This window comes from Xanthomonas albilineans, from assembly GCF_009931595.1.
GTDB lineage: Bacteria > Pseudomonadota > Gammaproteobacteria > Xanthomonadales > Xanthomonadaceae > Xanthomonas_A > Xanthomonas_A albilineans.
Genome location: NZ_CP046570.1, coordinates 102,121 through 122,233, shown reverse-complemented (window position 1 = coordinate 122,233; position 20,113 = coordinate 102,121). Strand labels below are relative to the sequence as shown.

Below are 20,113 nucleotides of genomic sequence, written 5' to 3'. Positions count from 1 at the left end.
GCTAACACGCTGTCTGCAACGACGACAGCCGTCTGGTCGAAAGCACAGTGATAGAGGGTTACCTCGCAGCGCCTGGCCGGAAGACAGCATTCCGCTGCATGCACGCAGGCGACACCGGCCTGGCCAATGACCCGCCAATGTCGCCGGGTTCCAGAACCCCGTGGATCTGGCCAGCGCGAACCTGCCACCCCAGGGGCGCGCCACGGGCAAGGCAGCCATGGCGGCAGGTCCCCGGAACGGCCATCGTCACGCTCCATTGGAATCGCCTGTGCTTCGACACTAATAAATGGTGACCGCAAACAGCGTGTTTTGTTACTGCCTCGAAAGAATCGGCCGACTCCACGGGCATGACATTCCCTTCTCGCTCCATGGCTCGTCACACATCAGGGACACACAATTAGGCATTCGCCCATGTCCACGCCATACCCCGGCCACACATGATTAAGTGTGACCGTTGTTAATAAAAAGGACCGCGTACCCAATATGAGTTTCTGAATCAGCCGCTTACATGACACGTCACTTTGCGCTGAGAAGCAACAGGCTTGGATATCCATGCCGCACAACCACATTTGGCCTCACAGTAGAGGAACTCCTTGAATGAAAAAGCGTAAATCCACCGTCTTTCTCAGGACGCTAGTTTATGCCGCGCTCCTGTTTCCGTTTATGGCTTCCGCCGATAATGTAGCACTCGTGGACTTTTATCTCAGCAAGGAAGACAACACGAAGATTGATATGCCATTGACGATAGAGAGCGATGCGGGCGACGGCGCTTCGGTGCGTTGGAGCTATGTTTTTACACCATATAGCAAGGGAAAATCCGGCAAATCCACCACAGGCTATATTGGACTGCAACGCAACAAAGGAATGAAGCAAGTCGAATACGGAATCTACAATGCCAGCAATGCCACCGCGGGATCAGGAGCAACGACTGCCACACTAGATGGGACCGGCAAAAAGATTTCAATGAACTTCGATTGGAAGTCTAATAATCAATATGTTCTACGGATCGAAAAGGATCAGGATAAGCACAATGACGGTCTGCAGTGGTGGAAGGCATCTATCATCGATGCCTCCAGCAAATCCTCTATATATCTTGGCAGTATCGGCATCGATGAAAACATGAAAAACATCACGAGTTACATAACCGGAACGTCTTATTCGCTTGATGATAAGGCGAACTGCGAAACCACTCCCTACGCACGCGTAAGATTCGACCGACCCCAATCCGATGACGGCAAGGGCAAGGTCGAGACTGTCGATCCATGGACCATCTCTTTCAACGAATCTCCATGTGCATTGATGAAAAAGTCCGGTGCTATCAACGGTGTAAACGTAGGCGTTCGATCCGACACCGTCGAAAACAGCGCGGTGCAACAGATCGGACTAAGTCAGGGTCCGCAGAAATGGGGATGGTTCGATAACGAAGGAACCGTCGGCTCCATCTTCAAGACAGACGATAGCAAGGCCAGGTATTTCAAGTTGCTTACTCAGACTTACTCGGATTACCCGAGCGACGATTCGAACAATGAAGATTGGAAGTACCTAGGTACCACTGAGCCGTTCTACAATGGACCTGCATTCCATAATTGGAGCGAAAACGACCGTAGAGGCAAGCCCGGCGATCTCTATGCCTACTTCATCAGGCCGGGAACAACGTATTACTTCATTCGAAAGACACCCGAAAACCAGCAGCACGGGTACTTCCCGACCACGCCATCGGACAATGACGATTGGCATTACGTCGGCACCAATATCAATACATACACGCCAAATTAGTTCAGTACGTTGATGTTGATGAGCGCGGGGCGTTTTGACGCCCCGCGTCATTTTCCTCTGGACCTTCCCGGGGCAAACATGGAACCGGATGCACTGCCGCATGCATGGCAGCGAATCGCGCAATCGGCGGCGTCCAACCAAGTCAGCCTACGACCGACAGCAGCAAACAGATCGACGTACTGTCAGGCTCGTACTGCGGCGTGCATGGTGCACTTGAGTACGCGGACATGGAGATACAACACATCACTGCCCGTCATCGCGGCGGCGGCGATGATGCTTCCTTATAGCGATGGCTATGAAAATCAGCGGCAGGTTCGCGTGCATTCCAGGTATGTTGAATGCTGTTAACCGCTGTTAGACTGCGCGTCCCCTTGGGGAGTAGCCTGCTGTCCGACCTGCGCGGACAGCGCCCGTATCAACAGACTCGGCCGTTGCGCCGTGGTGCGGGCAGCCATCTCGGTTGGCGAGACCAGCGGCGAGTGCGCAAGGCGATGGCCGGGCGCGCGCCCTCGTCGCCGTCGCCAGTCCCGGTATGGTCCCCCATGTCGTTTTTTTCGATTCTGTTGCTCGGCATCGCCATGTCCACCGATGCCTTCGCCGCCGCCGTCGGTAAAGGCGCGGCCATGCAGCGCCCGTGCTGGCGCGATGCGCTACGCGCCGGCCTGATCTTCGGTTGCATCGAAGCACTCACTCCGGCGCTGGGCTGGCTGCTCGGCCAGGCCGCGTCCAAGTACGTGACCGCCTTCGATCACTGGATCGCCTTCGGCCTGCTCGGCGCGCTTGGCCTGCACATGATTGTCGCCGGGCTCAGGCCGCAGACAGAAGCGGCCACCGATCCAACGCCCAAGCGCCACGGCTTCTGGAATCTGGCCGTCACCGGGTTAGCCACCAGTATCGACGCGATGGCCGTCGGCGTCGGTCTGGCCTTCCTCAATGTCAACATCATCGAGGTCGCCACCGTCATCGGCCTGTGCACGCTGACCATGGTGACCCTGGGCATCATGCTCGGCCGCGTACTCGGAACGCTGGCCGGCAAGCGCGCCGAGATCGTCGGTGGCGTGCTGCTGATCGCGATCGGTTGCACCATCCTCTACGAACACCTGCACGGCGTAGGCTGAGCGCCATGGCCACCGGGCGCGACACGCTCACGCCGGCTTGGCGGTGAACTCCAGGTAGGTGGACAGGATGTACTTGTCGCCGCTGCGCGGCGGTATCCCGGCATGCAGGAACATCCAGTACGGCGGGAAAATCAGCAGGCGCCCGGCGCGCGGCGCGATCTCCAGGTCCAAGTCGAGGAAGCGGGTCTGTCCGCCCTCCTCCACATCGTTGAGATACCACAAAAACACCAGATAACGGCCGGTTTCCGCATCGCAGGCATCAAAATGCGGCTGAAAGCGCTCGCCAGCATCGGCGCGATAGCGCTTGATTCGCAGGTCGGCCAGGCGTGGACGCCACGGCACCGCGGCGGACAGGCCGAGATCAGCGTTGTAACACTCCAGTGCGGCACGTACCTGCTCAATGAAAAAGCCCTGGAAGGCCGGATCGGCAAGACGGGTGATATTGAGTTCGGTCCAGGCGCTGTCGTCCAGCCCAGCACGTTGGCCGGTGCCATTGCGGCTATGCTGCGCCGACGCATGTTCGAATTGCGCGATCAGTTGCGCGCAGAAATCGTGTGGCAGCGCCGCGTCGTAGACGCGGACGTAGTGGCGCAGGTCGGTCTGGTTCATCCGCATCGGCACCTAGCCCCTACAGCACAACGGCGTGCCTGGGAAGGCACGCCGTGTCGCACGATCCAGCACCGCTGCACACGCAAGCGGTGCTGGTTCCACTCAGAAGCGGTAGGTGGCGCGCATCCAGTAGTAACGGCCAAGCGTGTCGTAGGTGCTCACGTCAGTGTTCGCGTTCAACACGTTGTTCTGATACATCACCGGCGGCTGCTTGTTGGTCAGGTTGTCCACGCCCAAATCGAAACGCAGGTGAGCATCGGTCATGTCGTAGCCCACCTGCAGCGCGTGGTACAACTGGCTGCCATATTTCATCACTACGCCCGCGGTTGACGCATCGGCGGACATGTTCTGCGATGGATCGCCGCTGCCGATCTGCACCTTGCCGACCCAGCGCGTGGTCCAGCTTGCATCCCAGTTGCCCAGCTTCCAGCCGACCTGAGTACGCCCGCGCCAGTGCGCATAGTTGCCATAGGACGAGCTGTAACGGCCGGCCATGTGCACGATCGAATCGCCGGTGTCAATGTCGTAGCGATGCAGGTAGGTCGTATCCAGCGCCAGATTGAACTTACCGAACGCGGTCTCCGGCAGCACGTAGTTGGCACCGAAGTCGATCCCCTGGGTATTGAGCTTGCCGATGTTGACCACCGGCGTCTGGATGTAATTGATGTTGCCGGCGCTGACCGTGTTGGCCGCATAGCGGTGGATGTAGCTGCAATACGGGCTGTTATCGTCGTTGTAGCACAGATCGGCCACGGTCTGCGCGGAGATCGACTGGATCAGGTCGTCGAGCTTGACCTTCCACCAGTCGAGATTGAGCGACAGGCCCGGCACGTATTCGGGGCTGTAGACCAGGCCGTAGTCGAACGATGTGCCCTTCTCCGGCTTGAGCTGGTAACCGACGTAGCGCGAGCCGGACTTGATGCTATTGGCCTGCGACAGGCCCGAACCGGCCCAGCCTGCCGGCACCCCGGCACAGGCATTGGCGTGGCCGCTGCCGCTATAGCCGATGCATGGGTCGGTGAAGTTCGGCGAATCGGCGGTCGGCCCGAGGTAGATGTCGCCGATTGCCGGCGCGCGGAATACCTGCGCCGCCGTGCCGCGCAGCATCAGGTCGTGGATCGGCCGCCACTCGACCTGGAACGAGGCACTGTTGTTGCTCGAACGCACGCTACTGTAGTCGGAGAAGCGGTCGCTCAGGGTGAGGTTGACCGCGCCGACCGGCGAGGATTGCGCCAGCACCGGCACGAATACCTGCGCATAGGCCTCCTTGACGTCGAAGCTGCCGCTCAGCGGCGAGGAGCAGGCTTCGGAGGAAATCGCGCAGGTGTTGTCGCTATTGATCAGCGCGTTGCTGGACACGGTGTAATCCAGGCTTTGCTTGCGATACAGCGCACCGACCGCCAACTGCGCGCTGCCCGCGGGCAACTCCCACAGGTTGCCGTTGGCGCTGGCTTCCCACTGCCGCATGATCGTGGTGGTTTCAAAGCGCGGGATCGATTCGTGGCTACGCATCCACGCCACCGTGTTGGCATTGCCCTGGTCGAAGATGTTGACCTGGCCGGCATCGATCGCGGTCTGCAAGCTGGCGTAATCCACGTAACCGTGGTTCCAGCTGCGCTGGCGATAGTGGCCGTAATCGAAATTGACATTCCAGATCCAGCTGCTATCGCCGAAGCTGCCCTTCAGACCCAGCACGTCCTGGTCGGTGGCGGTGTCGTAGAAGCCCTGACGCTGGCCGAGCGTAGTGAAACGCGAGCGGAATTCGTAACCGTTGGGGCCGAACTCCACCCCGAATGGGTTGTAGGGATTGTTCGCGCCGATGGTGATGCCGTCGTTCTGCGCATCGAACGGCAGCGGCGCGATCGCGTAGTGCGACATGGTGTGGTTGTGGTAGGCGTTGACGTAGGCCTGCACGTTGTCGGTCACGTTGAAGCTGCCGAGCACGAAGCCACCCACGCGCTGCTGCGGGGTCAGCAGCAGGTTCTGCGCCTGGTAGTTATAGGAATCGGCAGACCCGTTGTAGCACTTGTAGCCGCCGTTGCCGTCGCTGGTCAGCGCACCTCTGGGAGAGCAGCCGTTGGCGGCCAGGGTGGCCGCTGGCAGCTTGTAATAGCCACTCGGGGTTCGGCTGGAGCCTCGCTTGAGGACGCTGCCGCTAGACAGGTACATCGCGTACTTGGAGAACGCGCGATCGGCCGTGGAGACGGATTTCTGCTTGTTGTAGTCCACGCCGGCCACCACGTTGCCGCGGTCCCAGGTCTTGCCGAAGGTGAAGCTGGCGCCATCGCGCGCGCCGTCGCCGCGGCTGGTCTGGCCGTAGTTGAGTGCGACTTCGCCGCCCTCGAAGTTCTTACGCAGGATGAAGTTCACCACGCCGCCAATGGCGTCGGAGCCATACATCGCCGAGGCGCCGACCTTGAGCACTTCGACGTGGTCGATCATGTTGGCCGGGATCGAGTTGACGTCGTTGTTGAGGACACGGTGACCGTCGACCAGCAGCAGCGTGCGCTGATCGCCAAGGCCGCGCAGCGACACGGTGGAGGCACCGTCGCCGCCGCCGTTATTGACCTGCGGATTGGTGGCGTCGCCGGCGATGCCCGGCAGCGCCTGCAGCAGGTCGCCCAGGGTCTGCTTGCCGCTTTGCTGGATCTGCTGGCGATCGACCACGGCGACCGGACTGGCGGTTTCCACATCCACGCGACGCACCAGCGAGCCGGTGACGGTGAGGCGGTCCAGCTCGACCGGCGCTCCGTTGTCGGCGGGTGCGGCGCTCTGCGCGTAGAGCGTGGCGGGCAGTGCGGTCAGAGTCAGGCAAACGGCATGCGCGAGTCTGTTCTTTACTAAGGACATCGGGGGAGACCTCATGTGATGGGCAACGACACGCCGACGCAGCAGGGCATGGCGCGACAGGGGAAATCGATGTTTCAGGCCAGCGGAGTACTGCGGGCCACTCAGGGAGCCGCCAGGCACTTGTTAGATTTTTATAAGAACGGTGTTATCTCAGTGTGACAGATTACGCCAAACGTTGACAAATTTATCCCGCCGACACCACCACAGCCGCCGCCGCCGCCGCCATCATCCGACGGGATAATTCCAACGCTGCAGAAGCGGCTGCAAGGTCGGCAACACCGGCTCGAACGCATCGCGGTAGGCACGCCAGCGATCCAGGCCCTTGCGATTGATACCCTCGACCACTTGCGCGTAGCTCGGCGTGCTGATGAAGCCCTTGGCACGGGCATGGCGCTGGAACTCCAGCAAACGCTCGGGCTGTTCGAGTTGCAGGAACTCTCCGAGCCGTTGCACTTGTGCCTGCGAATCTGCCACCAGGTCCTCGTAGCGCAACTCCAGCGCGCGTGGCCGTAGCAGGGCGGCGTGATACAGCCAGAATGCCATCGCCTCGGCATAGCCTTGCGCCAGGCGCTGCATGCTGGAGCACAGCAGCGCGAAGGCCGGCGAACGGAACGCCTGCATGTAGCAACTCAACAGCACATCGCAGGGATGACGCAGCGCCAGGATGACCGGCGCCTCGGGAAACAATCGATGGATCAGCGGCAGACGCAACAAATTGAGCGGATTCTTGTCCACCAGGCGCTGCCCCGGCGCCAGCCGCACCACCCCCGCTACCGATTGCCAATACTCGGCACGTAATGCAGCGCAATCGGCATCGTCGAGTTCACCCAGACCATCCGGCCAAGCCACACCGCGATGCTCCAGACGGTCGGCCAGTCCTTGCAGGAATGGCCGCTCGTCCATCGCGCACAACTGCGGATGTGCATCGAGCATCTGCTCCAGCAAGGTCGTGCCCGAACGCGGGAAGCCCACCACGAAGATCGGCGAGGCCGCCGCACCCGGCCCGATCACCGGCCTGACCGCCGCGTGGCGCGCCGGGTTCCAGCGGTATTGTGCGACCGGCAGCGGCGACGCATCCGCAACGGCCAGTTCCGGCACCAGCGCAGCCAGACTCTCGACCTGGCCAGCGTGCCCCTGCGCGCACGCCGCAAGCGCCTCCCGAGGCCGACCGAGGCGGTCGCAGACCCGCGCCAAGGCAAAGAACAGATTGCTCTGCTTGCGTGTGTCGATGGCACCGCCCTCCGACAGCAGGCCGCGCAGCAGCGCGTAAGCATCGTCCCAGCGTCCGTCGCGCATCGCCAGCACGGCCAATGCGTTGCTGGCGTCCTGGCGCACATCGGCATCGGCAATCAGATCCGGTGCGGGCAGTTGCGCGGCGGCCTCGCGCGCCTGCTGCAATCGGTTGGCGCGTTCGAGCACCAACACCAGCCGCGACCAGGCGCGTATCGACTCTGGCATCGGGCCACCGGTAAAGGCCTGCAACAGCGCGCAGGCGCTCTCTGTGTCTCCCTCCTGCGACAACAGCCAGGCCAGTTCCATTGTGGTGTCCGGCTCCAGCGGCGGCCATTGCCGCCAATCGGCGATCAGCGCCTGCACACGTTGGAAGTCCCCGCATTCGTGGCAGGCCATCGCCGCGTGTACGCGCAGCGGCGGCAGTTGCGGCGCCAGCGCATGCGCATCGAGTAGATGCTCGCGGGCCGTCGCGTAATCGCCACTGTCCATCGCCAGAAGGCCCAGGTTGTGGTGCGGCATCGGATCCTGCGGCACCAGTGCGCAGGCGCGCGCATAGGCCTGACGCGCCTGCGCGTGCTCGCCGCACTCGCGCAAGGCAGTGCCCAGATTGTTCCAATGCGCCACGTCCTGCGGTTGGCGCGTGGTCAATGTGCGATACAGCGCGGCAGCTTGCGCCGGCTGGCCCTGCATCTGCAGGCTCATCGCCAGCAGGCTGCTTACCACCGGATCGTCAGGCCGATGTTGCAGATAGCGGCGCGCGCCATCTTCCAACACTTGCGCGTGGCCGGCCTCCAGCGCTTGCAACAGGTCGGTAAGCGGCGGAAACGCGGTGTCGTCCAGGGAGGTCATGCGGGTATGGGTCGGGAAAGTCGCTTAGCCTGCCACCTTAGCCGCAGTACGACGCAATGCGCCACATCGGCCACGCCACCGATCGCCACACATTACGTAAATCGTTGTGACAAATGGCGCGACGGGCCCTAGATCGCATCGTGATAGGCACTGAGGAAGGCGCGTAGCGAAGCCGGCTTGACCGGCTTGGTCAACAGGCGATAACCACGTGCGCGCGCCTGCAGCTTCAATTCGTCACGGCCATCGGCGGTAAGCAGCGCACCCGCCACTGGGCCCGACATCGCCGCACGCAGGGCGTCCAGCGTATCCAGTCCGTCGAGGCGATCATGGAGGTGGTAGTCGACCAGCATCACATGCGGCGCATGTACGGCCTGCGCTAATGCAGCGTCCACCGTGTTGGCGCAGATCACCTCCACTTGCCAGCGACCCAGCAATGCACGCATGCCATCGAGGATCTCCTGGTCGTTGTCCACGCACAGCACGCGCAGCCCGGCCAATGAATCCACTGCAGCCACCACGCGATGCTGGCGCTGCTGCGGCGGCGGCGCCACACGCGGCACAGTGATGGAAAACATGCTGCCACTGCCGACATGACTACGCACGTCCAGCTCGTGGTCCAGTAGACGCGAGATGCGCTGGCAAATCGACAGGCCCAGACCCAGACCCTGCTCGCCCCAATCGAACGGCTGCTGATAGCGCTGGAATTCCTCGAAGATCTGCCGTAGATGGTGCTGTGGAATGCCAGGACCGGTGTCCCAAACCTGCAGCTCCAGCGCCGTGCCACGCCCGCGCATGCCAAGAACGATGCGGCCCTGGCGGGTATAACGCAATGCATTGGCGAGGAAGTTCTGCAGCACGCGGCGCAGTAGACGGCGGTCGCTACGCACCCAGCACGGCCGCGCATACACGCGCAAGCGCAGGCCCCGGCTGGCAGCCACCGGGGCGTATTGCGCGGCCAATTCGCGCAACAACGCGCTGGCATCGACATCCTCAATGGTCGGGCGCAAACCGCCCGCATCCAGCCGCGATACGTCGAGCAAACCATCCAGCAGTTCTTCGGCGGCACGCAACGAGGCATCCACGCGCTCGGCCAGATGGCGTTGTTCCTCGCTCTGGTGAGCAGCATCGCGCAAAGCCGAGGCGAACAACCGCGCAGCGTTGAGCGGCTGCAACACGTCATGGCTGATCGCGGCCAGGAAGCGGGTTTTGGACTGCTGCGCCAATTCAGCTTCGCGCGAGCGCACAGCCACGCGCTGCTCCAAGGTTTCGTTGGCCTCCAGCAGGGCCTGCTCAGCACGTTTATAGTCGGTGATGTCGTTGTAAGTGGTGATGTAGCCACCACCTGGCAACGGCTGACCGCGCATCTCGATCACCGTGCCGTCGTGGTGGATGCGCTCGAACACGTGCTTAGTCCCGGCACGCATATGCGCGATGCGACGACTGATCTGTTCCTCGACCTGGCCGGCGACCAATTGGCCGCGCTCGGCGTTGTAGCGGATCAGGTCCGCCACCGAACGGCCCACGTAGAGCATGCTGTCTGGATATCCGAATAGGCGTTGGTAGCGCCGATTCCACGCGACCAAGCGCATCGACGGATCGACCACGCTGACCCCGGCGCTGATGTTGTCCAGCGTGGTGGACAGGATCTCGCGGTTGAAGCGCAGTTCTTGACCAGCCTGGTCGAGGACCGCCACCACCTCGCCCAGATCCATACCCGAGCCGCGCAGCAGGCTGGTCAGCACCAGGCGCGCGGAGGCCGCGCCGATCGAAGCGGCAAGCAGGCGTTCGGTGAATTGCACCCAGGCACGGTCGGCCACTACGTTGGGCTGCGGTTCGCACCCAAGCAGTTGCGCTTGTTCGGCGAAGGCGCGGCGTGCATGACGTTCGCCGACCATGCGCTCGGCCAGCGTCTGCAGGTCGACCACATGCACTTGCCCGAGCCAGTCGTCGGCCACCGCCGGACGTTGCGCATACGGGTCCAGGAACGGTGCGGTGCGCAGTTGCTCGTCCAGACCCGGACGCCAGCGTGCCGACACCAGCATCAGCGTGCCGAGGTTGATCAACAGCGACCAGAATGTGCCGTGTGCCAACGGATCCCAGCCACGCAAACCGAACAGTTGCTGCGGCCGCAACCAAGCGATGCCGAACAGGCCATCGTGCAGCCAGGCCGAGCCCAGCCAGCCGGACTGGGTCAACGCCGGTAGCAGCAAGGTATAAACCCATGTGGCGAAACCCAACACCATGCCGGCCTCCACGCCCTTGCGGCTGGCCCCACGCCAGTACAGCCCGCCAATTACCCCGGGCGCGAACTGCGCCACTGCGACAAACGCCATCAATCCATACGAAGCCAGGGTGCTGTCGTTGCGACTGGTGCGGTAGTAGCCGTAGGAGATCAGCGCCAAAAGCAGGATCGCCATGCGGCGGATCCACAGCACCCGCGAGGCGACATCGGCGCCGACAGCCTGGTGCCCGCGACGACGCAGCAGGAGCGGCATCACCAGATCGTTACTGATCATCGTCGCCATTGCGATGCTGGACACGATGACCATGCCGGTCGCGGCCGAGAACCCGCCCACATAGGCGGCCAGCGCCAGCGCGGTGCGGTTGTGGGCAAGCGGCAGCGCCAACACGATGCTGTCGTCGGCCACGTCACTACCACCGAACAGGGCCACGCCGGCCGCCGCGATCGGCACCACCATCGCCGAGATCAGCACGAGGTACAGGCCGAACAACCAGCGCGCCTTGCGAATGTCGCCGACATCGCTGCATTCCAGCACCGCCACATGGAACTGGCGAGGCAGACACACCAATGCCAGGAAACTGAGCACGGTCTGCGAGATAAAGCCAACCGACGGCGTGTTCTGGAACAGCGTGCGCGCAGAATGCAACACTTGGCCAGCGTCGCGCGCGGACAACCACACGTAGGCGAATACGCCCACCGCCACGATCGCCAACAGCTTGACCATCGATTCCAGCGCGATCGCCAGCATCATGCCGTGGCGATGTTCAGTGGCGTCCACCTGCCGCGTACCGAACAAGGTGGCGAACAGCGCCATCAGCAACGCCACGTATAGTTCCGGATCCTCATAAAACGGCACGCCAGCGCTGGACTGACCGCTGAGTATCTGCAGGCTCATCGCCACTGCCTTGTACTGCAGGGCCAGGTACGGCACCACCCCGACCAACGCGATCGCCGCCACCAGCGCGGCCAGACGCCGCGAGCGGCCGTAGCGCGAGGAGATGAAGTCGGCGATGGACACCGTATTCTGGCTACGCGCAATCAACGCCAACCGCTCGATGATGCGCCAGCCGAACAGCAGCAGCAGCAGCGGCCCCAGATAGATCGGCAGATAGCCGATGCCGTGGCGCACCGCGCTGCCGACCGCGCCGTAGAACGTCCACGACGAGCAGTACACCGCCAGCGCCAAGCTGTACACCACCGGGCGTAGCCAGGGCCGTTTCGGGTACAGCGGTCGGCGGTCGCCCCACCACGCCACCGCGAACAGCAGCGCCGCGTAGCCCGCCGACACCAGCAACAGGATCCAACTCGAAACCAAAGGCGAGTCCCCGCGACGATGCGCGCAGTCTAGCCGCTATCGCTCGACCCGCGCACGGTCGGCACGGATGCGATGGCACTGGCGCCACGCCTCTACTCCCACGCAAGCGGGCCTCGAAGCGCCGCTGCTACGGAGCCCGAGCGGACACCGTAGCAGCGGCACAACCACGGCATCGGGCTAAGATGCGGGCGGTGAACGTCTACTCCCGCCACCACTGATGTCCTGCCCACCAGCCGAATCGCGGACCACGCATCTGCAGCAGCAAACACTGCGCCTGCAAACGCAATTGCAGCAGGCGCAAGCGCGTCAGGCGCAGGCCGACGCGGAAGTACAGGCGCAGTTGCCGGCGGTGGAGTTGGCGGTGGCCGCGATCCAACGGTGTTTCGCCACGCATGCCGCGCGCGCCAGGAATGCGGCAATGCAGCGCGCACGCCGGCGTGCCTGGGGTCCGGCACTGCTGCTGCGTCCGTTTCTGCCGGATATCCGCTGGCGTCTGGCCCTGCTCGGCGTGCTGCTGCTGATATTGCCGTGGATGAGCGCACGATGGTTCGGCGCGAACCAGGCGGCTCTGGAAGGATGGCGCCAGCTCGGCGCGCACGGCCACATCCTGCCACTGCTGGAATGCGCACTGCCCTCGTTGCTGCTGTACGCCGTGTTAGTGGTGGGTGGCGCGCAACTGCTGGCCTGGCACGACAGCTACGACGAACGCCTGCTGCTGCGGCGATTCGCACGCATGCCGCTGGCGCTGGCGCAGGTCGGCGACGTGGCGCAGCGCACGCCAACCGCGGCTTACCCGGTGACCCGCGCACCATGGCCGCAATCCAACCTATACGGCCACTGGCAGATCCCCGCCACGCACGGCGACGTGTCCGGCGCACGCCTGCTGGCCTTGCACGACGCCGCGATGGAACCGCGCCTGCATGCGCTGATCGTGCTGCCCGACGCCACCCATGCCGCCGCGCTGATTGCCTTCGACGCCGATCTGCAAGCCACTGCATCGGCCTCCCTGCACGCCATGGCCGTGGCCCTGGCGACCGACGCGGCGGCCGAGGCCGCGCCGATCGGCGCACTGCATGCATGCGTGCAAGCATGGGACGCGGCACGCAGCCAGCAGCGCGCCGTGCAACAACGCCTACAGAGCATGGACGCGGTGCAGCGCCACTGGACCGACGTCGCGCTGCCCGATGCCTGCCTGGACGAGATCCTGAAACTGGTCGATCTGTTCGTCTCCGGTCGTGCTCCGGCGCCGAAGGGCATCCTGCTGCACGGGCCGCCGGGCACCGGCAAGACCCTGATCGCACGCAAGCTGGCGCAGCATGCCGGCTGCCATGTCGAAGCACTGGGCGTGGCCGATCTGAAAGCCGCGCATGTCGGCAATACCGGACCCAAGGTGCAGGCGATCTGGCAGCGCTGCCGCGACAACGCGCCAGCGATCCTGTTTATCGACGAATGCGAGAGCGTGTTCGCGCGACGTGGCGGTGCCGACAGCGACAGTTTCGGCGCCGAACTGGTGCAGACCTTCCTCGCCGAATGGGATGGCTTCCACTCCGCGCCTGGACAGGTGCTGGTGATCGGCGCCAGCAACCGCCCGGCGCTGCTCGACGAGGCAGTGATGTCGCGCTTCACCGCCAGCATCGCCATCGGCCTGCCCGACGCGGCGGCGCGCACGCGCATTCTCGGTCACGAACTGCAACGCGCCGGCTTTGCGCTGACCCTGGATCCGCAGGTCATCGCCGACAGCACCGGCTTGTCCGGCCGTGATCTACATACCCTGGTCGCGCGGGTGGCGGCCGAATGCGTGGATGGCGCATTGGACAACGCGACGCTGCTGACCCAGCTGCGGGCGCTGCGCGGCAAGGGTTCCACCCAGGTCGCGGCATTGGACTGGGACGATATCGTGCTACCACAGGCCGCGCTTGAGGAGTTCGTTGCCCTGGGCAAGGAACTGCGTAACGCCGAGCAGCTCGCCGCACTGGGCGTGCCCGTGCCACGCGGCATTTTGATGTCCGGCCCGCCGGGCACCGGCAAGACCCAAGTCGCGCGAATCCTCGCCAACCAATCGGGCCTGGCCTTCATCGCCCTGACCAGCGCCGACCTCAAGGCCGGCTACCTGGGCCAGTCCGGCCAGCGCGTGCAGGCGGCATTCGCGCGGGCGCGGGCGCAAGCACCGTGCATCGTCTTCATCGACGAACTCGACATCCTCGCCCCCGCGCGTGGCGCCGAGAGCGACGATGCGCTGACCCGCGAGATCGTCGGCCAGTTGCTACAGGAATTGGACGGCGTCGCCAGTCACACCGGGGAAGTGTTTCTACTGGCCGCGAGCAACCATGCCGATGCGATCGATCCGGCGCTGCTGTCGCGCCTGGACCGGCACATCCCCATCGCGCTGCCCGACCGCGCCGCGCGCACCGCCATCGTCGGGCGCCTGTTGCGCGGCAAGCCGCTCGCGTTCGATGCGGACGCGGCGGCGGCCTGGGTCGCCGAGCGCAGCGAGGGCCATTCCGGCCGCGACCTGCACACCTGGATCAGCCGCGCGATGCGCTGCGCCGCGCGCCGCGCGCTACAGGAAAGCGACGATGCCGCCAGCACCCGGCTGCAATGGGACGACCTGGTCGCGACCGCCAACACCGCGCCGATGTAAGCCGCATAGCGTTCCGGTCGCGCGCGATCGTTCTCTCTCGCACGAGCTCACCCAGGCGGCAAACGCACCTCGACCACATAGTGGCGGCCAGCCTCGATCTCGACGATCCGTGGCTCTTCCAACAGCCGTCCATCCACGCGCACCTGCGGCGCGAGGCAGTCTGCGGCGCGCTGCATCCGCACCGCGAACAGCGCACCGCGAAACCGCCGCTGCACCTGCGCCTGCGGCCAATGCGACGGTAACTGCGGACGCACGCACAGCGCATCGCCGTCGCCCTTCAGCCCGAACAAGCCTTCGATCAGACAGCGGTACAACCATGCCGCCGTGCCGGTGTTGAACAGTTGACTGGAGCGGCCGGCGGTGCGCGGCAAGGAGCGCCAGGCGCCGCGATAGTAGTTGGGGACGAACACCGGCAGTTGCCCGCGCTGCAGATAATCGGCCAGCTCCGGGCCTGGAATCATCGCGCGCAGCACGCGCCAGGCACGGTCGGCGTCGCCGATCGCATACAACGCGTGCAAGTAGAACGCGGCGGCATGGTTGTAGACCGCGCCGTTCTCGGCCGAGCCAGGATACTTCTGGGTCAGCCGGCCCACGTCCTCGCGCATCGCCGTATAGGGCGGGTCCAGCATGACCGGCCCATAGGGCGTGTCCAACTGCGCGTCGATCGCCTGCAACAGGCGTTGGCGCTGTGCCGCATCGGCGGTGCCGGCGAGCAGCGCCCAGCTCTGCGGATTGAGATAGATGCGGCCTTCTTGGTCGTCCTTGATGCCGAAGCGCACGCCATCGTCGGTGATACCGCGCGCATACCAGTCGCCATCCCACAGCTCACGGTTCACCGCGGCATTGAGCTCGGCCGCACCCGCGCGCCACTGCACCGCCGACCCCGCGCGGCCATGTTGCGCGCAGATCCGCGCCCACAGTTGCAACGCATGCGCGGTGGCCACAGACAACCAGCCGGACACGCCACGGCCACGATAGCCCACCATGTTCATCGGATCGCACCAGTCGCCCTGCGCGATGTAGCTCAGACCGCGCGCATCGCGCGCGCCGAGCAGCCAGCGCATCGCCGCGTCGATGCGCTCGGCGACGCTGCGGCTGACACCATCGGCCGTGGTCACGTCCGCGCGCAGCAGGGCGCTATCGCCGGTCTCGTCCAGATAGGCCGACAGGAACACCGGCAACCACACGCAGTGGTCGGTATGCGGCACCTGATTGATGTACTTCAGTTCCGCGCCCTCGACCAGCAGGATGCCATCCGGCATCGCCCCGCTGCTTTCCTGCTGCGACAACGCATGCAGCAGCGCGGCGCGTGCCGTGTGCGGGCACAGATAGCTCATGCCCATGTGGTCCTGCAGATAGTTGCGGGTCTGCGGGTCGGTGCTCAGACGGTTGACGTCGCCGTGATAGAACACTTGTCGCGGCAGCCAGTGGTTGGCCAGGTTGTCCAAGTGCGGATCGGGCGTGGCGATGTGCAGACAGCCAACCGCCTCGGCCAGATAGGCGCGGTAGTCCGCCGCCGCCGTGGCGAACCCCTGCGCCGACAGGTAGCGCGCGCGCAAGTCGGCGATCTCCGCCGCGTCCGTGGCCGGGCCGAATAGAAAGCGCAGCGTCTGCGCCTGCTGCGGCACCAAGCGCATGCGGTACTGCAAGGCCGCGGTCGGCAATTCGTAGTGTGCCTCGCTGCCGCCTAGACGTGGCTGCATCACCGCACTCGGCGCATGCAGGCCACCTTCGCCCTCGAACGCCGACTGCCGCGCCTCCCAGGCATCCGGCGTCTGCTCGTGCAGTAAAAAAGTGCAGTCCTTGAAATCGCGATGGCGGAAATAATCCTCCACTTTTTGATAACCGGTGACGCTGCGACAAACGATGCCGCCCAGATCGGCGCGGTATTCGCCGCTCTGGTACATCCACGACATGTAACCGACCGGAAAGTACGCATACAGCGCGAGCCGGCGCGCACGCCCATCCAGATTGCGCACCTGGCACTGCCACAGCTCCACTGGATCGTCCACCGGCAACTGTAGGCGCAGCTCCACCTCGATGTCGGCATGACGCACGCACCAGACCACATCGGCTTGACCAGCCGAGAAACAGAACGCCTGCGGCATCGCCCTGACCGGCTCGTAGGGCACCGAATACAGCGCGCCAGTGTCCTCGTCCTTGAGGTAGAAGAAGCGTCCGGGATGGTGCGCGTAGTACGGCTGCTCCGGCTGCATGAAGGTCTTCGCCTCCAGGATCGGCGCATGCGCGTACTTGGTCGGCTCCGGCTGCATGAACTGCGCGGTGGCGTAACCACGACAAGTCACATGGATCATCATCCGCCGGTTCCACAGGAAGCCGCCGGCATTGGGTAGCGCGGTCGGGCTGTACAGCGCATAGCGCTCGCCGTCGGCGCTGGGTGCGAGCAGCGACGTCGTGTCTTGCCGCGGATCGTGCGCGATGTTCATCGGTCAACCTCCCCCGCCGCACGCTTGCGCGCCGCCAAATCGTCTTGAATGCGGCGTAGCGCGGCATCGTCCAGCGGATAGAAGCGCATCGTCCACGCCGCCAGCAACGCGATCGCGCCAGGAATCACCGTCAACAACAACGCGATGCCCCGTTGCGAGGCATCGCTCTGCACCTGATTGGCGACATAGCCCATCGCCGCCAGCATCCAGGCAATGCAGGCCGAGGCCAGCGCAGCGCCAAGCTTTTGCGAGAACGTCGCCGCCGAGAACGTCATCGCGGTGGCGCGACGCCCGGTCTTCCACTCGGTGTAGTCGGCGCTATCGGCATACATGGAGAACGCCAGCGGCGATTTCGGCCCCAACGCCAGGCCCACCAGCAGATTAATCGCGAACAGCGCCCAGATCGCCTTGCGCGGGACGAAGAACATCGCGCAACTGAGCACGCCGGCGCTGGTCATCAACCAAATCATCAAGCGACGCTTGTCGCACCAGCGGGTCAACAGCGGCGTGGCCGCCGCACCCAGCGCTAACGCCACCGAATAGCCGCCGAGGAACCAGCCGGCCAGATCCGGACGGCCGACGTAATACTTGAAGTAGTACACGCCGGCGCCGCCGCGCATGACGATGGTGACCATGATGATCAACGCCAACGCGAACAACACCCGCCACGGCCGATTGCGCAGCAGATCGGCGATATCCTGCAACACTGGCGCGCGCGACTGCGACAACGGCTGCAATCGTTCGCGGGTGCTCGCGAACACGATCGCGAATGACGCCGCGGCCACCGCGCCGTACAGCAGCATGGTGCATTGCCAGCCCCGCGCGTCGTCGCCGTTGCCGAACCAGCGCACCAGATCCAGCGTGGCATAGTTGACCAGGCAGGTGCCAACGAACGCCGCGATGAAGCGGATGCTGATGAGCGTGGTGCGTTGCTGACTATCGGCGGTCATCACACCCGACAGCGCCGAGTACGGAATGCTGAGCACGGTGTACATCAGCATCATCAGCCCGAAGGTGACATAGGCCCAGAGCAGACGACCACCGGTGTCCAACTCCGGCGTGGTATAGGCCAGCACCGCACTGCCCGCCATTGGCAACGCCGCGAACAGCAAATAGGGTCGGAACTTACCCCAGCGCGTGCGGGTACGGTCGGCGATCGCGCCCATCAACGGATCGCACACCGCATCCGCCAGCTTGGTCACCAACAGCATCGTGCCCACCGCGGCCGCCGGCAGGCCCATGGTATCGGTGTAGAAGATCAGCAGGAACGCAGAAATATTGGCCCAGTAAAGGTTGAACCCCATATCGCCGATGCCGTAGCCGAGTGTCTCGGACCAGCGCAGCGGAGCGTCGGTGCGTTGCGATGAGAAGGACATCGGCGATCCTGGATGGGTGGACATGCGATGATGCGGCGGCATCCGGCAGTTTCCGCCATGCGCGACAGCGGCACGACGCTACACCAGCTTACGCACCCCGCCAGCGCATGCGGCATAGCAAAGACATCGCCAGGTATAACGACACGTGATGGACTCGACATCGCCTCCACCACCAGCTGCCGCCGCCATCATCGTGATGGGCGTGGCGGGCAGCGGCAAGACCAGCGTCGCGCAGGCACTGGCCGCACACTATCGGATGACGTTCTTGGACGCTGACGACGTGCATAGCGCCGAAGCCAAGGCACAGATGGCCCGTGGCATTCCGCTCAGCGACGCGCAGCGTGCGCCTTGGGTCGCGGCGCTGGCGACGCGGCTGCGCCAGTCCAACGCTGTCGGCGACGGCATCGTGTTGGCTTTCTCCGGCTTGCGCCGCGCGCACCGTCAACAGCTACGCGACAGCGGGGTGCCGATGCGCTTCGTGTTTCTGCACGCCGCCATGCACGTGATCGCCGCGCGTCTGGCCGCACGCAGCGGCCACTTCATGCCGCCGACCATGTTGCAAAGCCAGATCGACGCACTGGAATCCCCCATTGACGAGACAGACGTGATCGCGGTGGACGTGGATGCTCCATTCGCCGAGGTTGTGGCTGAGGCTATCGCACGGCTGGATTCAACGGGCGTCATCGGCTAGACGACATCCCACATCCCGATATGTGAACGCAATCGGGTATAGAAGGCGATCACGACAGCGCCGTCGTGGTCTGCGCCTTAGCAGGGGATGCTGAAAAACGCCGGCAACGCGTGACCAGGCGGTGGCCTCGGCAACGAGCTGATGCCGGCCTGACGGCGAAAGCCACAGTCATCATCGGGATGACGGCCATGTTTGGTAAACTGGCGCTTCGCCCTTAAAAATAAACCGCCGCCAAGGCGATGGCGGCCTGGATGTCTCCAGCGTCGTGAAGCCGATCGGGAAGCGCCTATGAGTAACACACGCGAACAACTTGTCTTGCCTGGTGGTGGCGACCGCCTGCTGCTGCATTCGTGTTGCGCACCGTGCTCGGGCGAGTTGATGGAAGCGTTCGTCGAATCCGGTATCGATTACACGGTGTTCTTCTACAACCCCAATATTCATCCGGCCAAGGAATACGAACTGCGCAAGCAGGAGAACATCCGCTTCGCCGAGCAACACGGCGTGCCGTTCATCGACGCCGACTACGACACCGACAACTGGTTCGCCCGTGCCAAAGGCATGGAGAACGAGCCCGAGCGTGGCATCCGTTGCACCATGTGCTTTGACATGCGCTTCGAGCGCACGGCGTTGTATGCCCACGAACATGGGTTTCCGGTCATCACCAGTTCGCTGGGGATCTCGCGCTGGAAGAACATGCAGCAGATCACCGACAGTGGCATCCGCGCCGCCGCGCCTTACGATGGGCTGACCTACTGGGACTACAACTGGCGCAAGCACGGCGGTTCGGCGCGGATGATCGAAATCAGCAAACGCGAGCGCTTCTACCAGCAGGAATACTGCGGCTGCGTCTATTCCTTGCGCGACACCAATCGCCATCGCCGCGAACAAGGTCGCGAGCGGATTCGCCTGGGCTTGGTGTTCTATGGCGACAACGAGGCGGAATCGAAATAAGCGGCAATCCCGTGC

Annotated in this window: 11 protein-coding genes; 5 read left to right on the top strand and 6 right to left on the bottom strand. The window is 63.9% G+C overall.

Annotated elements, in window-relative coordinates; genetic code table 11:
* The first annotated feature begins 597 nt into the window (after nucleotides 1-597).
* On the top strand, nucleotides 598-1,776 hold the full coding sequence (locus XaFJ1_RS00460) for a hypothetical protein (protein WP_012914655.1): 1,179 nt from the start codon (nucleotides 598-600) through the stop codon (nucleotides 1,774-1,776).
* 542 nt (nucleotides 1,777-2,318) lie between these two features.
* Entirely contained in the window at nucleotides 2,319-2,894 is a 576-nt protein-coding gene (mntP, locus tag XaFJ1_RS00455) for a manganese efflux pump MntP (RefSeq protein ID WP_012914654.1), read from the top strand.
* 27 nt (nucleotides 2,895-2,921) lie between these two features.
* On the opposite strand, the gene XaFJ1_RS00450 is transcribed toward mntP, so the two are convergent.
* The 4 genes from XaFJ1_RS00450 to XaFJ1_RS00435 form a co-directional block, all read right to left on the bottom strand.
* Complete coding sequence (locus XaFJ1_RS00450; RefSeq protein ID WP_012914653.1) at nucleotides 2,922-3,509, bottom strand: 2OG-Fe(II) oxygenase; 588 nt, start codon at nucleotides 3,507-3,509, stop codon at nucleotides 2,922-2,924.
* A 96-nt stretch (nucleotides 3,510-3,605) separates the two neighbouring features.
* Nucleotides 3,606-6,353 (bottom strand): TonB-dependent receptor, encoded by a 2,748-nt coding sequence (locus tag XaFJ1_RS00445; protein ID WP_012914652.1) that lies wholly within the window; start codon nucleotides 6,351-6,353, stop codon nucleotides 3,606-3,608.
* Nucleotides 6,354-6,578: 225 nt separating this feature from the next.
* Nucleotides 6,579-8,435 carry a tetratricopeptide repeat-containing sulfotransferase family protein gene (locus tag XaFJ1_RS00440; RefSeq protein WP_012914651.1) on the bottom strand — a complete coding sequence of 619 codons (1,857 nt, stop codon included), beginning with the start codon at nucleotides 8,433-8,435 and terminating at the stop codon, nucleotides 6,579-6,581.
* A gap of 128 nt (nucleotides 8,436-8,563) precedes the next feature.
* On the bottom strand, nucleotides 8,564-11,992 hold the full coding sequence (locus XaFJ1_RS00435) for a hybrid sensor histidine kinase/response regulator (RefSeq protein ID WP_012914650.1): 3,429 nt from the start codon (nucleotides 11,990-11,992) through the stop codon (nucleotides 8,564-8,566).
* A 217-nt stretch (nucleotides 11,993-12,209) separates the two neighbouring features.
* Here XaFJ1_RS00435 and XaFJ1_RS00430 point away from each other — a divergent pair, with 217 nt between their 5' ends.
* The gene (locus XaFJ1_RS00430) at nucleotides 12,210-14,633 is read left to right on the top strand and encodes an AAA family ATPase (protein ID WP_012914649.1); all 2,424 of its coding nucleotides are present in this window, start codon (nucleotides 12,210-12,212) and stop codon (nucleotides 14,631-14,633) included.
* 47 nt (nucleotides 14,634-14,680) lie between these two features.
* On the opposite strand, the gene XaFJ1_RS00425 is transcribed toward XaFJ1_RS00430, so the two are convergent.
* Both XaFJ1_RS00425 and XaFJ1_RS00420 read right to left on the bottom strand, forming a co-directional pair.
* A complete protein-coding gene (locus tag XaFJ1_RS00425; protein ID WP_012914648.1) occupies nucleotides 14,681-17,080 on the bottom strand; it encodes a GH36-type glycosyl hydrolase domain-containing protein in 2,400 nt (799 codons plus the stop codon).
* A complete protein-coding gene (locus tag XaFJ1_RS00420) occupies nucleotides 17,077-18,456 on the bottom strand; it encodes an MFS transporter (protein ID WP_012914647.1) in 1,380 nt (459 codons plus the stop codon). The genes XaFJ1_RS00425 and XaFJ1_RS00420 overlap by 4 nt, the downstream gene beginning before the upstream one ends.
* A gap of 148 nt (nucleotides 18,457-18,604) precedes the next feature.
* On the opposite strand from XaFJ1_RS00420, the gene XaFJ1_RS00415 reads away from it, so the two are divergent.
* Nucleotides 18,605-19,147 carry a gluconokinase gene (locus XaFJ1_RS00415; RefSeq protein WP_012914646.1) on the top strand — a complete coding sequence of 181 codons (543 nt, stop codon included), beginning with the start codon at nucleotides 18,605-18,607 and terminating at the stop codon, nucleotides 19,145-19,147.
* Nucleotides 19,148-19,435: 288 nt separating this feature from the next.
* Complete coding sequence (locus tag XaFJ1_RS00410) at nucleotides 19,436-20,098, top strand: epoxyqueuosine reductase QueH (protein ID WP_012914645.1); 663 nt, start codon at nucleotides 19,436-19,438, stop codon at nucleotides 20,096-20,098.
* Nucleotides 20,099-20,113 lie beyond the last annotated feature (15 nt).

Coding starts and splice junctions, on each gene's coding strand:
- XaFJ1_RS00460 (WP_012914655.1), top strand. CDS start 598: ATGAAAAAGCGTAAATCCACCGTCTTTCTCAGGACGCTAGTTTATGCC.
- mntP (WP_012914654.1), top strand. CDS start 2,319: ATGTCGTTTTTTTCGATTCTGTTGCTCGGCATCGCCATGTCCACCGAT.
- XaFJ1_RS00450 (WP_012914653.1), bottom strand. CDS start 3,509: ATGCGGATGAACCAGACCGACCTGCGCCACTACGTCCGCGTCTACGAC.
- XaFJ1_RS00445 (WP_012914652.1), bottom strand. CDS start 6,353: ATGTCCTTAGTAAAGAACAGACTCGCGCATGCCGTTTGCCTGACTCTG.
- XaFJ1_RS00440 (WP_012914651.1), bottom strand. CDS start 8,435: ATGACCTCCCTGGACGACACCGCGTTTCCGCCGCTTACCGACCTGTTG.
- XaFJ1_RS00430 (WP_012914649.1), top strand. CDS start 12,210: ATGTCCTGCCCACCAGCCGAATCGCGGACCACGCATCTGCAGCAGCAA.
- XaFJ1_RS00425 (WP_012914648.1), bottom strand. CDS start 17,080: ATGAACATCGCGCACGATCCGCGGCAAGACACGACGTCGCTGCTCGCA.
- XaFJ1_RS00420 (WP_012914647.1), bottom strand. CDS start 18,456: ATGTCCTTCTCATCGCAACGCACCGACGCTCCGCTGCGCTGGTCCGAG.
- XaFJ1_RS00415 (WP_012914646.1), top strand. CDS start 18,605: ATGGACTCGACATCGCCTCCACCACCAGCTGCCGCCGCCATCATCGTG.
- XaFJ1_RS00410 (WP_012914645.1), top strand. CDS start 19,436: ATGAGTAACACACGCGAACAACTTGTCTTGCCTGGTGGTGGCGACCGC.